We start from the raw sequence: 14,465 nt of genomic DNA on the forward strand, positions 1-14,465 counted from the left end.
GACTTCGCGGGCACCCCCCACCAGCCCATAGTGAGGTTTCGCCGTGCTGACCATGCAGGACGCGTTGCTGGCGTTGACCAGGTATTGGACCGAGCGCGGCGCCATGGTGGTGCAGCCGTTCAACACCGAGGTCGGCGCGGGCACCCTGAACCCGGCCACGGTGCTGCGCGTGCTCGGCCCGGAGCCGTGGCGGGTCGCCTACGTCGAACCGAGCGTGCGCCCCGACGACGCCCGCTACGGCGAGAACCCCAACCGGCTGCAGACGCACACCCAGTTCCAGGTGATCCTCAAGCCGGACCCGGGCAACCCGCAGGAGCTCTACCTCGGCAGCCTCCAGGCGCTGGGCATCGACGTCGGCGCGCACGACGTCCGCTTCGTCGAGGACAACTGGGCCTCGCCCGCGCTCGGCGCCTGGGGCCTTGGCTGGGAGGTGTGGCTCGACGGGTTGGAGATCACCCAGTTCACCTACTTCCAGCAGGCGGGCGGGCAGACCCTGGACCCGGTGTCGGTGGAGATCACCTACGGCGTCGAGCGGATCATGATGGCGCTGCAGGGCGTCGACCACTTCAAGGACATCGCCTACGCCCCCGGCATCTCCTACGGCGAGGCGTTCGGCCAGGCCGAGTACGAGATGAGCCGCTTCTACCTCGACGACGCCGACGTCGAGACCCAGCGCAGGCTGTTCGAGGACTACGCGGCCGAGGCCCGCAGGCTGCTCGACGCCCGGCTGCCGGTGCCCGCGCACATCCACGTCCTCAAGTGCTCGCACACCTTCAACGTGCTCGACGCCCGCGGCGCGGTCAGCACGACCGAGCGGGCCAAGGCGTTCGCCAGGATGCGCGGTCTCGCCCGCGAGGTCGCCGGGCTGTGGTCCGAGCGGCGCGCGGAACTGGGGCACCCGCTGGGCACCGCCCCGGTCCTCGAAGCGGCCCCGGTGCCCACCGAGTTCGCCGCGGTCGAGGGCGCCAGGACGCTGCTGTTCGAGATCGGCACCGAGGAACTGCCGCCGCACGAGGTCACCCGCACCGTCGCCGCCGTCGAGCGCGCGCTGACCGACAAGCTCGCCGCGACCCGCCTTGGCCACGGCGAGATCCGCGCGTACGCCACCCCGCGCCGGGTGATCGCCCTGGTCGACGCCGTCGAGCCGGTCGAGCCGGACGCCGAGCGCACCGTGCGCGGGCCGCGGGCCTCCGCCGCCTTCGACGCCGAGGGCAACCCGACCAAGGCCGCCGCCGGGTTCGCCCGCGGTCAGGGGATCGACCCGGCCGAGCTGCGCCGGGTCGAGGTGGACGGGGTCGAGTACGTCGGCATCACCCGCACCGACCTCGGCCGCGGCGCGGTCGAGGTGCTCAGCGGCGTGCTCGCCGAGGTGGTCGCGGAACTGCGCGCGGACAAGAACATGCGGTGGAACGACCCGAAGCTCTCGTTCACCCGACCGATCCGCTGGCTGCTCGCGTTGCTGGGCGAGCAACCGGTGCCGGTCGCGGTGTCCGCGCTCGCCGCGGGCCGCACCACCCGGGTGCACCGCACGGCCGCCGAGCCGGTGGTCGAGGTCGCCTCGGCCGAGGGGTACCTGGAGCTGCTCGCCGGGCACGGCATCGTCGCCGACCAGGTCGACCGGCGGGCCCGCGTGGTGGCCTCGGCCACCGAGTTGGCCGCGACCGTGGGTGGCGTGGTCGACGGCGCGTCGGCGCTGGTGGACGAGATCACCAACCTCGTCGAGGAGCCCAACGCGCTGCTCGGCTCCTTCGACGCCCGCTACCTGGAACTGCCCGCGGACATCCTCACCACCGTCATGCGCAAGCACCAGCGTTACCTGCCGGTGCGCGACGCCGACGAGAACCTGCTGCCGCACTTCGTCGCCGTGGCCAACGGCGCCTGCGACCACGACACCGTGCGCGCGGGCAACGAGGCCGTGCTGCGCGCCCGCTACGAGGACGCGAGCTTCTTCTGGCGCGCTGACCTGCGCACCCCGCCGGAGGTGATGAAGGAGGGCATCGCCAAGCTCGCCTTCGAGCAGAAGCTCGGCTCGGTCGCGCAGCGCGCCGACCGCATCGCGCGGATCGCCGCGCGGCTCGGCGAAACCGCCGGTTTGTCCGAAGAGGACACCGCGACCCTGGGCCGGGCGGCCGCGCTGGCCAAGTTCGACCTCGGTTCGCAGATGGTGATCGAGCTGACCAGCCTCGCGGGCACGATGGCCCGCGAATACGCCAAGCGCGCGGGCGAGCCGGAGGCGGTCGCGCAGGCGCTCTACGACATGGAGTTGCCGCGCACCGGCGGTGGTGCGGTGCCGACCACGGTGCCCGGCGCGGTGCTCGCCCTGGCCGACCGGTTCGACCTGCTGGCCGGGCTGTTCGCCGTGGGCGCCAAGCCGACCGGCAGTTCCGACCCGTTCGGCCTGCGCCGCGCCGGTGCCGGTGTCGTGGCGATCCTGCGCGCCTTCCCCCGGTTGCGCGCCTTGACGGTCCCGTTCGGACTGTCCACCGCGGCCGAGCGGGTGCGCGCGCAGGGCATCGAGGTCGACGACGCGGTGCTCGCCGAGGTCGCCGAGTTCGTCAAGCGCCGCTACGAGCAGGTGCTGCTCGACGGCGGCACCCCGCACGAGCAGGTGGCCGCCGTGCTGCCGCTGGCCGACGCCCCGGCCGTCGCCGACGGGACGCTCAGCGAGCTCGGTGGCCTGCTCGCCGACCCCGGGTTCGCCGGACTCGTCGCCGCGCTGCAGCGCGTGCGCCGGATCGTGCCCGCCGACACCGGCCCCGGCTACGACCCCGCCGCGCTCGTCGAGCCCGCGGAGGTGGAACTGCACCAAGTGTTCGAGAAGGCCCGCGCGGGGGGCGGTGTCGGCCTGGCCGGGTTCACCGCGTCGGCCAACGCGCTCACCGAGCCGATCAACACCTTCTTCGACGCCGTGCTCGTGATGGCCCCGGAGCCGCAGGTCCGCGCCGCCCGGCTCGGTCTGCTCGCCGAGATCCGCGACTGGGCCGCGCCGGTGCTCGACTGGCAGGCGCTGGGCACCGCGCTGGAGGCCTGAGAATCACCCGAAGACCCGGTCCAGGTCCGCCTGGGCCGGGTTTTCGCTATCCGGGTCAGGTGTCCTGGGCCATCAGGTCAGTCTTACTTCGCAACCCACTCGGCATTGTGCCGCGCCCGCCCATTCGCCCCGCGGGTTCGATCGGCATATGTCGAACATGACCGCCGCGGCGCCCGGTGTCGCTTTTCGGCGCGAGTCCCTCGAGCGGTTAGCGAACACCCTGGGTGGTCGGCCGGTGGCCGAATTGCGTGGTCACCCCCGTCGCGGGCACCCGTTCGGCCCGCATTCGCCGCCGCCCGCCCGGCCGCCGCCCGCGCGGCGATCGGGGTATTCACCCGCGGCGGGCGAGCGGGCCGACTCGGGGAATGCCTACCGTCCGTCGCCGCCCGGATTGCCCGTCCGGGCTTTCGTATGCCGTCCGGCACGGCGCTCGCCCGGTCGGCCCATCCGGCGGAATGAACCTCCCGGCGCGGTACCCCCGCGGCGGTGAAATCCGGGGTCGACCGGCGGATATGTCCCACGTGGACCCGGCTTTCGCCGATCCGCGGCCGCGGTGGCCGCGCGCGCGGGGCATTAGCCGAAGGACGCCTATTTGAAAGAGTGTTGCGCAGCGGGTACTGTTCACGCCAAGTGGGGAGCTGTTTTCCAATTCCCGTGACACCCCGTGTGCAGTGAGGTGCCCTATGGCTCAGAAGACCATCGTCCAGCTTTACGACGACCTCGACGGCTCGGCTGGCGAGGACATCCGCCCGGTCGAATTCAGCCTGGACGGGGCGAACTACGAGATCGACCTGAATGAGGCGAACGCGACCCGCCTGCGCGAGCAGCTCGCCGAGTTCGTCGCCGCGGCCCGCCGCACCGGTGGCCGGGTCAAGCGGCACACCGCGCCGTCGGCCAAGCCAGCTGGTGACACCCGCTCCAAGGAGCAGACCAAGGCGATCCGGGACTGGGCCAGGCAGAACGGCCACGAGATCTCCGAGCGCGGTCGCATCCCGAGCGCGGTCGTCGAGGCGTTCGAAGAGGCCCACACGGTGAAGGCCAAGGGCAACGGCAAGGCCAAGAAGGCGGCTTTCTCCGGCTGATCCAGCCACCGGGACGGACCGCGGCGGGGCGACCCGCCGCGGTCCCGCTGTTGTTCGGGGCTAGAAGCTGACCCCGCCCTGGATATCGCGGGCCTGCAGCACCTTCCCGCTCACGGTTCCGGTGATCTGGTTCACCACCCCGCCGCGGTCAGCGTGCGCCCCGGCCTCGCGCGCCCAGCCTTCCCGCAGCTGTTCGGCGAACTCCGGATCGGCCACCTGCTCCCGTTCCAATTCCGCGGCCAGCGCCGCCACCTCGACGGACTCCGGGGCGGCCCCGGCCGAGGCGGTCAACACCGCCGCCGCTTCCGCGCGCTTGCTGAATCGGTCGCGCACCAGCTCGTAGAGCGCGCCGACCGACTTGGCCGCCAGGGCCGCCGCGATTGACACCAACACCGGTTCGGGCATCCGAACCCCTCCCTTAGCCTGCGGTCGTTCCACCTACGGTACGACCTCTCCCCGGGCGCGGGCACCGCCGACCCGAGTCCGCTTCCCCGGCCGGGCAATTACCCCGCCGCCGGGTGGTTTCTTGTCACGATGGGCTAAGCGCGGGCGGTGGTCGTCCAGCGTTCCCGGACTATTCACGTTCCGCCGGGGCCGCCGCGCGGGCGGGCATTAGGCCTGCCGGGTGCTGTGGCGCCCGCTTTCCGGCCCCACCGGCTCGACCGGCCCGCCGGTTTTTCCCGTCCCCGGGTGGGGTGGGTTATCCACAACCAAGATCCACAGGGGCGATCCGGGTGGGCGAATCGATTCGTCCACGACGCCCCCACCGGGTGTGGGTGAGTCGACGCGGACGCGGCGGGGTTTCCCGGCCGCCGGGCGCGGGCGCAGACGTGAAACCGTCACGCTAATAGTACCGGCGTGCGGTCAAAGCGGTGCGAAGTTAGCCCGATCTGTCGGTGTTAGGTCCACCGGGATTCATCCGAAGTCCGGGGCGGTCGGTTTGGCTGATACCCGCTCAGCTCACCCCGAGGTAGCGCACGGGCGTGTAGTCGAGCTCACCCGGCCCACCCCAGAGGTAGACCCGGTGTTTGACCGGTGTGGAGCCGAAGTCGTAGGCGAGGTACCGGGTCCGCCCCCGGTCCACCCAGCGCTCGAACAGCCGCACGTGCTCGCCGGAACGGACCAGGGCGTCGCCGGTGCGCAGCGCGGACCGCTCGATCACCCGGGTGATGTCGCCGAGGTCGCGACCGCCGCCGGGGCGCGGGGTGGCGTAGCTGACCGACAAGCCCCAGGCCATGGACACGAACCCGGAGCAGTCGGTGCGGTAGGCGGGTCGGTGGCACCCGCCGAGCACCCCCGACCAGTCGGTCTCCGCGTAGCCGGTGACCTGGTTGAAACAGCCGTCCTGGTCGTAGGTCGGGCCCGCGGTGAACCACGCCTCGGCTCGGGCCATCGCCGCGGCACCGAACTCGGCCTGCCTGATCCGCTCACCGGCGGCGGTGTCGGCCGCGCCCAACAACCCCAGTGCGGCGACCGCCGCGATCGTCAACCCCCTGCGCACCTCCCCTTTATAGCTGTTCGCCGGAGGGGGTGGCCGTGTGTCGGTGTGTCGGTGTGTGGGGTTGGAGGTGCGGTGGCTCGACGGGGCGGGCTTGTTGCGTGGGGCCCCTGCGACACCCGTGGCAGGTCCGCACAGCAGGGGCCGAAAAGACTGGCCCTGCCGCGAGGAAACGCTACGGGTGTCGCTCCCCCGCGCAAAACAAGTCCGCCCCATCGAGCAGGAGCAGGAGGTGGGGTTGGTGGGGGGTGTGTGCAGCCGCCCCATCGAGCAGAGGGTGGAGTGGAGGTGGGGGTGTCGGCAGTGCGGCCAGGGGGCGGGACGTGGTCGATGTTGTGGTTTGGCCGCTCGTGGGCGCGCGGTGGGTCAGCTGGTGAGGAGGACCGGGAGCTCGGCGAGGCGCCAGGTGCCGGGGTCGGGGGCGCGGACGGTCTCGGGGCGGGCGGGGGAGAGGGTGGGGAAGCGGCGGAGGAGGGCGGTTAGTGCGATCTCGGTCTGCAGCCGGGCCAGTGGGGCGCCGAGGCAGAAGTGTGGGCCGTGGGAGAACCCGAGGTGGCCGGGGGCGCCGAGTGGGCGGGTGATGTCGAGGCGGTCCGGGTCGGGGTAGGCCCGGGGGTCGCGGTTGGCCGACGCGATCGCGACGGTCATGGCCGCGCCCGCCGGGATCACGGCGCCGCCGAGGTCGATGTCCTCGGCGGCGAACCTCGGGGTGGTGAGCAGCTGCGGACCGCACCAGCGCATGAGTTCTTCGACCGCGCGCGGGGCGAGGTCCGGGTCGGCGCGCAGGGAGGCCAGTTGCTCGGGGTGGCTGAACAGGGCGGCGACGCCGTTGGCGATGAGATTGGTCGGGGTCTGGCCTGCCAGGACCAGGTGCCAGACGAGGGTGACCAGCTCGGTCTCGGTCAGCGGGCCGTCCAGCAGCCGCGACAGGATGCCCGCGTTCGGCTCGGTCCGGCTCGCGGCCACGGCGGCCTCGGCGCTGGCCATGATCGCGGGGATGGCGGCGATGAAGCCGGGCCCGAAGCCTGCCGCGACCGCCGCTCCGTACTCGCGCCAGCGCGGGCGGTCCACCTCGGGGATGCCGAGCAGCTCGCAGATGATCTCCATCGGCAGCGGGCCCGCGAACTCGTGCAGTAGGTCCGCCTCCGTGCCGAGGGTGTCGAGCAGCCGCTCGACGATGGCCTCGACGGCGGGGCGCATCGCGGCGGTCCGGCGGGCGGTGAACGCGGGGGCGGCGGCGCCGCGGACTCGGGTGTGCTCGGGCCCGTCCATCTCGGCCATCGTGTGCAGGTAGCGCTGACAGTGCTCGGGGATGCCCGGTGGCCTTAAGAAGCTCGACTCGCTCAAGGCGAAGCGCGGGTCAGATAGCGCTGCCTTGCCCTCCTCGTGCCGGGTGATGGCGAACATCGGCGGCATGCCCGCCCCGGTCAGCCGCGCCACCGGGGAAAGCTCCCTGGCCTGGGCGTACGCGGTGAACGGGTCGGCGAGCACCGCGCGATCGGTGACCGGGATCTCGGGGATGGGACGCACGCTCGGCCTCCAGATGACTTGATGGATGTTCTGATCAGATGATGACATCATCTGAATTTGGTGTCACGGGTGGCCCGCCCCGCGGCGGCGCCCGGGATGATGTGCCTGATGGGAGGCGCGCAGATGGATCGGCTGAGCAGGGCGCAGACCCGGGAACGCAACCGGGGGCGGATCCTGGTCGCCGCGCGGGCGGAGTTCCTCGAGCGCGGGTACCAAGACGCCAAGGTGGACGGGATCGCGGCGCGCGCCGGGCTGACCAGGGGCGCGGTCTACTCGAACTTCCCCGGTAAGCGGGCGCTCTACCTGGAGGTGCTCGCCGAGCGGGCCGAGCGGGTGCCCGAGCGGTCGCTGTCGCGACCCGAGGCGACGCTGGTGGGCGCGGTCGGGGCGTTCGCGCACACCTGGGTGTCGCGATTGGACGAGACCGGGTACCCGCTGGCGGACATCGTCGGCGACGCGACGCTGCCGTACACCCAGTTGCAACAGCTCAACGCGCTGCTCCTCGGGTTGGCGATGGAGCGGCTAGAGCCTCCGGCCAGCCCGGCAGGAGCACCTCCGGCGCGGCGGGTCCGCCAGGCCGGGGTCATCCTGACCACGTTGTACGGGGCTCGCGCTCTTGCGCCTGTCGCACCGGGGTTCGCCGAGCCGTTCGACGTGATCAGCGCTTGCGAGCACCTGGCAGGTCTTTCGCTCAACGACTGGTGGTCCTACCCGTACGCGGCAGCCCCAGCGCTCCCCGTCGACAAACCCTGGACGGCGGTCGAAGCGGTCGACCTCGTCAGCGGCGAGCCCTTCGCGATCGAGGACGGGGTGGTCGCCGTGCTGGGGACGCACCGGCTGATGGCGGTGGAAGAGGCGCTGCGACTGGGGGAGCGGGCGACGCTGGTCGTGGTGACCGGTCAGCCCGCCGAGCTGTACCCGTTGGCGCGCCTGGTGATCGCGGAGGCCTCGGTGGGGTTGCGGCGGTCGTTCCGCGACGGTCCCGCGGTGCGCGTGGTGTGCGACGAGCGGATCGCCGCGCTGGTGGGGATCACGGCGGTGAGCGACGCGACCGAGGTGGCGGTGCTGGTGCGCGGCGGTCGGGTGGTGACCCGGGCCGAGGGGATCGGTGCCTGCCACGCGGTCGCCGGACCGCGCGCCGTTCGGGTTTGAGCGAGGGTGTCCCGGACCCCGCCCACTGCGTGACCCCGCGGGGTCCGGGACGGTGTCCGCTAGCCGAGTAGACCTCCGATGAGACTGGTGATGGTCCCGATGAGGCCAGTGACGAGCTGGATAATCGGTTGGAGCAGAGAGCCGATCATGGTTCTACCTCCTCTGTCGATTCCCAGTCGGAGCGGACAACCCCGACACCGTTGTTTGTACGGTTCGAGCGGGGCCGGGGCGAGGAAGTTGCCACTGTGGAGTGTCACCCGATGGAGTGGATTTATGAAACGATCTCGCCCGCCGATCGGGGGAACGACATCTACCAGGGGTTTGTTCGGAAACTGACGAATGCTCGATTGTGGAGCATGATCCCCCGGTCGGTACGGAGTGCGTCACGCGGAGCGGCCGTGTGGGTTAGCCCGCCACCGACGGACTAGTCCATCCCGGAGGCCCGCAGGGTGATGTTCAGCCTGCCGGTCAGGCCGAGGTCGGGATCGGCGGTTCCGGGTAGGACCTTCGTGATCCCGTGGTAGGCCAACCGGGACTCGCCGCCGAAGACGACCAGGTCGCCGGAGCGGAGCTCCACATCGGTCCACGGCCGTCCCCGGTTCTCGGTGTTGCCGAACCGGAACACCGCGGTGTCGCCGAGGCTGAACGAGACGACCGGGTCCAGCGCCCGCTCGTCCTTGTCTTGGTGCAAGCCCATCTTGGCGTCGGCATCGTAGAAATTCACCAGCGCGATGTCCGGCCGGTAATCCGGGGCGAACCCGGCCGCCGTGACCGCCCGCCTGCCGAGGTCGCCGAGCCAGTTCGGGAACGGCAGCACGGCCGACCCGTCGTCCAGGACCTTGGTGTAGCGGTAGGGCGCCCAGTGCCAGCCGAGGCAGACCATCCGCACCGACATGACGCCGCCGTTGGGCAGCCGCTGGTGCCGCATGCCCGGCGACCACTCGCGGCAGGCGGCCAGCAGCCGCCGCTGCTCGGTGCAGTCCAGCCAGTCGGGCAGGTGGACCGCGCCGGGCGCCAGCTCCCTGCGAGGCCGGGGGATCAGCTCCACGTCACTCCCCCGTGGACGGTCGACTGGTCGACCAGCGCAGTTCGCCGTCGAAGAAGGACCACTGCGAGCCGTCCTCGCCCGCGCCGCACAGCCCTTCGACATCACCCACGAGGTCGGGCAGGGTCGGCAGGGCCAGCCCGGCGAACGCGATCGTCCTGTTGGCCCGCCACTGCGCCGAACTCCCCAACCGGCGCCCCATCCCCACCCACTCCGCCGCGTTGTCGGCGATCACCCAAAGATCCGGGCACCCGCCCGCGAACCGGCACGCCTGCCGCAACCACGACGCCGCCACCGATGGCCACGACACCACCAGCCCGACCTGCCCGACCTGTCCCTCCCAAGCCGCGACGAACGCCCCGGCCGCGGCGGTGGACTCCGGATCGCGCCCGTGGCCGACGTTCACCAAGCCGCCGCCGCGCCGCCGCGCCAACTCCAGCACGGTGGCCAGTTCCCGCTCGGTCACCGGATCACCCCGCCTGGGTCGCGGGAGTTCGCTTCGTCGCACATAAGAAGGGCGTTTTCCTCCATCTTGGACTGTTGGGTGCCGGTGATGTGGTGGCCACAGCTGCGGCCACCACATCACCAGCGGTCGATCGCGCGCACACCGTCAGCCCGCGGGTGCGCAGAGCTCGCACGGCCGGTTGCCCGCCGCCTCCGCCGCGGCCAGGGTGCGGAAACCGCGGGGGTTCGCCGCTGACCTGACCCGGGTGCAGGTGGGGTAGCAGACCACGCCGTCGGTGGCTTGGTAGGCGATGTGCGAGCGGGCCAGGTCCATCAGCTGGTCCACATCGGTGTCCTCGGACCGCAGCAGGCGCTCCTTGGTGTCCGCGCCGAAGACGTACTGGCCGAGGGTGCCGTCGGAGCGGGTGACCCGGTGGCACGGGATCAGCAGCGGGACCGGGTTGTTGCCCAGTGCCGTGCCGACCGCGCGCACCGCCTTCGGGCGGCCGATCGCCCGGGCCACCCAGGCGTACGGGCGGGTCTGCCCGGTCGGGATGTCCCTGGTCGCGGTGAGCACGTCCCGCTCGAAGTCGGTGAGCACCCGCAGGTCGACGGGGACCCGGTTGGCCCCCTTGCCGCGCACCGCCTGCCGCAGCCCGGCCGGGGCGTCGGTGGTGCGCCGCAGCGGGCGCTGGAACAGGGTGCGGAACCGCTCGCGGAAGCGCTCGTCGTCGTCGCCGACCGAGTCCGCGGTGCGGATGTAGCTGACGCCGATGTCGGTGAAGGCCACCAACAGTTCGCCGACCGGGCCGTCGACCCTGGTCCAGTCGCCGAACAGCGCGCCGGTCAGATCCCGTGGCGGTGCCACCGCCAGCCCGCCCAGGCGTAGCGCGAGCGGGTCGTGGATGTCCTCGCCGGTCATCGGACCACCTCCTTCGCGTACTGCTCCCGCAGCCGGGCCAGGCCCCGGGAGATGTGTGACTTGACGGTCCCCTCCGGGATCCGCATGACGGCGGCGATCTCGGCCACCGGTAGGTCGACCACGTGCCGCAGCACCACGGCCACCCGCTGGTTGTCCGGCAGCGCGCCGACCAGCACACCGAGCTCGTCGCGGGTCTCGGTGTTGGCGACCACCTCTTCGACGGTCGGGCCGACCACCGCCCGGTCGGGCAGTTCGGCCATGCTCACCGCCGGTCTGCGCGCCGCGCCGCGCAGCGCGTTGCGCCAGGTGTTGAGCAGGATCGTCAGCAACCACGACCTGGGCCGCAGCGCCAGGATCCGGGACCGGTCGTAGCCGAGCAGCGCGCGGTAGGCCCGCAGGAAGCACTCGGCGGCCAGGTCCTCGGCGTCCGCGCCGTCGACCCCGCCGCCGACGCGCAGCGCGACCGAGTAGACCACCCGCTGGTAGGCGCGGACCAGCCCGGCGAATCCCGCGTCGAGGTCGTCGACGATGGCGGCGAGCAGGGCCACGTCGGTCTCGGCGTCGGTCTCGGGTAGGTCATCCATACCTAGATAAACACCGAGGGGCCCTCCGGCGTTGCACATCGGTCCGGTCGCGAGCGTACCTGCCCGTCGGGGCCCCGGCCTGGCACACTGGGCGCCCAGCCCGAGGAGCGCCCATGGACCTGAGCCGCCGCCGGTTCCTCGCCGCGGGGTCCGGCATCGCCGTCGCCGCGGGTGCGGTCGCCTGCACCGCCGACGCCGGGACCGCCGCGCTGCCGCGCCCGTTCGACCCGGCTGACTGGGCGTCGGTGCGCGAGCAGTTCCCGTTGACCCGCGAGGTTCGCCAGTTCTCCGCTTATGTCCTGGCAGCGTCACCGCGGCCGGTGACCGATGCCATCAACCGGCACCGCGCTGGGCTAGACCACGACACTCACGCGTACCTGAACAAGGAAGCCGGGACAGCGGAGGAGGCGGTTCGTGCCGCCGCTGCTGAGTACCTGGGTGGTCGCGCCGAGGATGTGGCGCTCACCGACAGCACAACCATGGGACTCGGCCTGCTCTACGCGGGGATTCGCCTCTTGCCGGGGCAATCGGTCCTTACGACTGAACACGACTTCTTCTCTACCCACCACGCACTCCGGCTTCGCGGCGCGGAAGTACGTCGAGTGCGCCTCTATGACACGGCTGCGGCAGCATCCGCCGAAGAGATCGTCAGCAGGCTCAAGGCAGGCCTGACGCCCACGACCAGAATCGTTGCCATCACGTGGGTGCACTCCGTGACCGGGGTGAAGCTGCCGGTGCGGGCCATCGCTGACGCGATCGCCGAGCACAACGCGGTGTTGCCACCCGAGCAACACGCCCTCCTGTGCGTCGACGCGGTGCACGCGCTGGGTGTGGAGGCAGCCACCCCGGCCGACCTCGGCTGCGACTTCTTGATCTCCGGAACGCACAAATGGCTGTTCGGACCTCGGGGAACCGGGATCGTCTGGGGTCGCGAGGGCGCCTGGGCGGCGACCGCCCCGGTGCTGCCGTCCTTCAGCGGTCCCGCCTTCGACCAGTGGCTCAACGACACCCCGGCCGGGCCGACCACGGCCGAGGTGTTCACCCCTGGGGGTTATCACACGTTCGAGTACCGCTGGGCGTTGGCGGAGGCGTTCCGCTTCCACCTGGCCATCGGGCGTGACCGGGTCCAAGCGCGGACGCGCGAACAAGTGCAGCGGGTCCAGGACGAGATCCGGAAGCTCCCCTCGATCCGGGTCGTTACCCCTGCCGCGCCCGAGTTGTCCGCGGGGATCATCTGCTTCGACGTCGAGGGCCTGCAACCGCAGGCCGTAGTGGCCGCTCTCGCCGCGAAAGGCGTGTCGGCCTCGGTCACGCCCTACAACGAGAGGCACGTGCGGGTCGGACCGAGCATCGTGACGTCTGACGAGGACGTCGACGCCCTTCTGAGTTCGCTGGCCTTCTGAGTTCGCTGCGCTCCTGAGTTCCTCGCGCGCCTAGAGGATTCCCTTGTACGCGATCACCACATCGCGGACGATGGCCTGGTCGACCCGGTGGGAGAAGCCGAGGTAGGCCCCCTCGTCGAGTGGCTTCAGACCGGCGGATGCCAGAGCGTCAACCAGTGCCTCGCGCGGAACCACATTGGTGTTCCACGACAGCGCCACCGTTCCGCCTGTGCGCAGCAAGGAAACCCAGCCCGGTAGTGCTGCCCGGACCAGCTCCAAAGGACCGCGGTGGAGGCCGCCACCGGCACGGCTACCGTGTTGGACGCCGTAAGGGGCGTCGGCCACGATCACGTCGAAAGTGGCCGCTCGGTGGAACTTCGTCGCCTCGGTGGTGTCCGCGTTGACGTAGTCGAGGCTGAGGGCGTCGCCTGCCTTGTAGCTGTCCTTGTCGATCCCGACCGTTGCGGTCAACCGGCGTGCGATGACCTTGCCTTCGCGGCGTACGCGGGTGACCTCGGCGCTGTGCTTGAGCCGCTTGCGCTTGAGCCAGGTCTGCAAGAACGTCGAGTACGCGTCGAAGTCCTTCATGTCCAGATCGATCCCGGCGGTGTTGTACCCGTACATCAGCGCTTGGTTGAGCGTCGTCCCCCGACCGCACATCGGGTCGAGTACGCGAAGCCTCCGGTCCAGCATCTCGCCTGCGAAGTCCGATGACGCTACCGCGAGGTTCAGCATCAGCTTGGTGAAGTGCTCGTTTGTCTTGCCCGAGTACTTCTGGATGGTGATCAGGTCGTCGTCGAACTTGTCGAGCGCGGTTAGCTCTACTGGGGCGAGGAGGTCATCCCGCCGCTCGAACAGGGCGTACGCCGACGACAGGTTCGCCAGGTAGCGCACGTCGCGCTCCTCGAGGTCCTCGGCGTCGAAGCCGAGGTAGGGCACCCCGCCGATGCGCACCGGCTCGATCCCGCCGATCCGGCCACCCAGCACCCGCTCGCCGAACACCGCCAGTTCGGCGGCCATCAGGTCGACCGACGAGTCGGCGTAGACGCGGTTCAACGCGGGCCGCACGAGCAGTGCGTAGCTGGGCATTGGCTCCCGATCGTGGCGAGAGATGGGCAGGTCAGGGGCAGGGTACGGGCTCCGGTCGCCGACAACTCCGGTCGTCCTTGACAACAAAAGTTGTCGGTGAGAGGCTGGGCCCATGTTCGATGTGGCGGTGATCGAGGACCCGGCGGCCGCCGAGGTCACGCTGGACCCGGTGCGGTCAGCCCTGCTGGCCGCGCTCGCCGAGCCCGGCTCGGCCAGTTCGCTGGCCGCGGTGGTCGGGCTGCCCCGGCAGAAGGTCAACTACCACCTCCGCGCGCTCGAGAAGCACGGGCTGGTCGAACTGGTGGAGGAGCGGCGCAAGGGGAACTGCACCGAGCGCGTTCTTCGCGCTACCGCGGCTTCTTACGTGATTTCGCCCGCCGCGCTGTCCGCTGTGGCCCCCGACCCGTCGAAGTCGCCGGATCAGCTCTCCGCGCGGTGGCTGCTCGCCTTGGCCGCCCGCTTGGTGCGGGAACTGGGGCAGCTCATCGCAGGCGCGATGGCCGCTAAGCAGCGGTTGGCGACCTACGCGAGCGACTCCGAGATCACCTTCGCGACGGCGGCCGACCGCGCCGCCTTCGCGGGCGAGTTGCAGGACGCGGTTGCTGGCCTCGTGCGCAAGTACCACGCGGAGAACGCGCCAGAGGGCCGCAAGCACCGGTTCATCGTGGCGCTGCACCCCAGTCTCAAGCCCCAGCAAGACCGCTGA

The 14,465-nt window shown here is 71.2% G+C and carries 13 protein-coding genes; 5 read left to right on the plus strand and 8 right to left on the minus strand.

Annotation, left to right across the window (positions count from 1 at the left end):
- Window positions 1-52 precede the first annotated feature (52 nt).
- Both LV75_RS06240 and LV75_RS06245 read left to right on the plus strand, forming a co-directional pair.
- Window positions 53-3,031, plus strand: coding sequence for a glycine--tRNA ligase (locus LV75_RS06240; protein ID WP_253885983.1), 2,979 nt, complete (start codon window positions 53-55; stop codon window positions 3,029-3,031).
- A 683-nt stretch (window positions 3,032-3,714) separates the two neighbouring features.
- Window positions 3,715-4,113, plus strand: coding sequence for a histone-like nucleoid-structuring protein Lsr2 (locus LV75_RS06245; protein ID WP_253885691.1), 399 nt, complete (start codon window positions 3,715-3,717; stop codon window positions 4,111-4,113).
- A 60-nt stretch (window positions 4,114-4,173) separates the two neighbouring features.
- Here the strand turns inward: LV75_RS06245 and LV75_RS06250 are convergent, their stop codons facing one another.
- The 3 genes from LV75_RS06250 to LV75_RS06260 form a co-directional block, all read right to left on the minus strand.
- Complete coding sequence (locus LV75_RS06250) at window positions 4,174-4,518, minus strand: hypothetical protein (RefSeq protein ID WP_253885693.1); 345 nt, start codon at window positions 4,516-4,518, stop codon at window positions 4,174-4,176.
- Between the two features lie 550 nt (window positions 4,519-5,068).
- Window positions 5,069-5,614 carry a hypothetical protein gene (locus LV75_RS06255; RefSeq protein ID WP_253885695.1) on the minus strand — a complete coding sequence of 182 codons (546 nt, stop codon included), beginning with the start codon at window positions 5,612-5,614 and terminating at the stop codon, window positions 5,069-5,071.
- 363 nt (window positions 5,615-5,977) lie between these two features.
- The gene (locus LV75_RS06260; protein WP_253885697.1) at window positions 5,978-7,141 is read right to left on the minus strand and encodes a cytochrome P450 family protein; all 1,164 of its coding nucleotides are present in this window, start codon (window positions 7,139-7,141) and stop codon (window positions 5,978-5,980) included.
- 123 nt (window positions 7,142-7,264) lie between these two features.
- Here LV75_RS06260 and LV75_RS06265 point away from each other — a divergent pair, with 123 nt between their 5' ends.
- Complete coding sequence (locus LV75_RS06265; protein ID WP_253885699.1) at window positions 7,265-8,293, plus strand: TetR/AcrR family transcriptional regulator; 1,029 nt, start codon at window positions 7,265-7,267, stop codon at window positions 8,291-8,293.
- Between the two features lie 424 nt (window positions 8,294-8,717).
- Here LV75_RS06265 and LV75_RS06270 read toward each other — a convergent pair whose 3' ends face one another.
- From LV75_RS06270 to LV75_RS06285, 4 genes are all read right to left on the minus strand, one after another.
- Entirely contained in the window at window positions 8,718-9,341 is a 624-nt protein-coding gene (locus LV75_RS06270; protein ID WP_253885700.1) for an alpha-ketoglutarate-dependent dioxygenase AlkB family protein, read from the minus strand.
- A gap of 1 nt (window position 9,342) precedes the next feature.
- Window positions 9,343-9,804 (minus strand): hypothetical protein, encoded by a 462-nt coding sequence (locus tag LV75_RS06275; protein WP_253885701.1) that lies wholly within the window; start codon window positions 9,802-9,804, stop codon window positions 9,343-9,345.
- Between the two features lie 144 nt (window positions 9,805-9,948).
- Entirely contained in the window at window positions 9,949-10,704 is a 756-nt protein-coding gene (locus LV75_RS06280) for a methylated-DNA--[protein]-cysteine S-methyltransferase (protein ID WP_253885702.1), read from the minus strand.
- Complete coding sequence (locus LV75_RS06285) at window positions 10,701-11,288, minus strand: RNA polymerase sigma factor (protein ID WP_253885704.1); 588 nt, start codon at window positions 11,286-11,288, stop codon at window positions 10,701-10,703. The genes LV75_RS06280 and LV75_RS06285 overlap by 4 nt, the downstream gene beginning before the upstream one ends.
- 113 nt (window positions 11,289-11,401) lie before the next feature.
- Between LV75_RS06285 and LV75_RS06290 the strand changes: the two genes are divergently transcribed.
- Entirely contained in the window at window positions 11,402-12,691 is a 1,290-nt protein-coding gene (locus LV75_RS06290) for an aminotransferase class V-fold PLP-dependent enzyme (RefSeq protein ID WP_253885706.1), read from the plus strand.
- Between the two features lie 30 nt (window positions 12,692-12,721).
- Here the strand turns inward: LV75_RS06290 and LV75_RS06295 are convergent, their stop codons facing one another.
- On the minus strand, window positions 12,722-13,759 hold the full coding sequence (locus tag LV75_RS06295; protein ID WP_253885707.1) for a TRM11 family SAM-dependent methyltransferase: 1,038 nt from the start codon (window positions 13,757-13,759) through the stop codon (window positions 12,722-12,724).
- 112 nt (window positions 13,760-13,871) lie between these two features.
- Here LV75_RS06295 and LV75_RS06300 point away from each other — a divergent pair, with 112 nt between their 5' ends.
- Window positions 13,872-14,465 (plus strand): ArsR/SmtB family transcription factor, encoded by a 594-nt coding sequence (locus LV75_RS06300; protein ID WP_253885709.1) that lies wholly within the window; start codon window positions 13,872-13,874, stop codon window positions 14,463-14,465.

Source organism: Actinokineospora diospyrosa (genome assembly GCF_024171925.1).
GTDB lineage: Bacteria > Actinomycetota > Actinomycetes > Mycobacteriales > Pseudonocardiaceae > Actinokineospora > Actinokineospora diospyrosa.

Bases quoted from the DNA above. Each gene is read 5' to 3' on its own strand.
- LV75_RS06240 (WP_253885983.1), top strand. From the start codon at position 53: ATGCAGGACGCGTTGCTGGCGTTGACCAGGTATTGGACCGAGCGCGGC.
- LV75_RS06245 (WP_253885691.1), top strand. From the start codon at position 3,715: ATGGCTCAGAAGACCATCGTCCAGCTTTACGACGACCTCGACGGCTCG.
- LV75_RS06250 (WP_253885693.1), bottom strand. From the start codon at position 4,518: ATGCCCGAACCGGTGTTGGTGTCAATCGCGGCGGCCCTGGCGGCCAAG.
- LV75_RS06265 (WP_253885699.1), top strand. From the start codon at position 7,265: ATGGATCGGCTGAGCAGGGCGCAGACCCGGGAACGCAACCGGGGGCGG.
- LV75_RS06280 (WP_253885702.1), bottom strand. From the start codon at position 10,704: ATGACCGGCGAGGACATCCACGACCCGCTCGCGCTACGCCTGGGCGGG.
- LV75_RS06285 (WP_253885704.1), bottom strand. From the start codon at position 11,288: ATGGATGACCTACCCGAGACCGACGCCGAGACCGACGTGGCCCTGCTC.
- LV75_RS06290 (WP_253885706.1), top strand. From the start codon at position 11,402: ATGGACCTGAGCCGCCGCCGGTTCCTCGCCGCGGGGTCCGGCATCGCC.
- LV75_RS06295 (WP_253885707.1), bottom strand. From the start codon at position 13,759: ATGCCCAGCTACGCACTGCTCGTGCGGCCCGCGTTGAACCGCGTCTAC.
- LV75_RS06300 (WP_253885709.1), top strand. From the start codon at position 13,872: ATGTTCGATGTGGCGGTGATCGAGGACCCGGCGGCCGCCGAGGTCACG.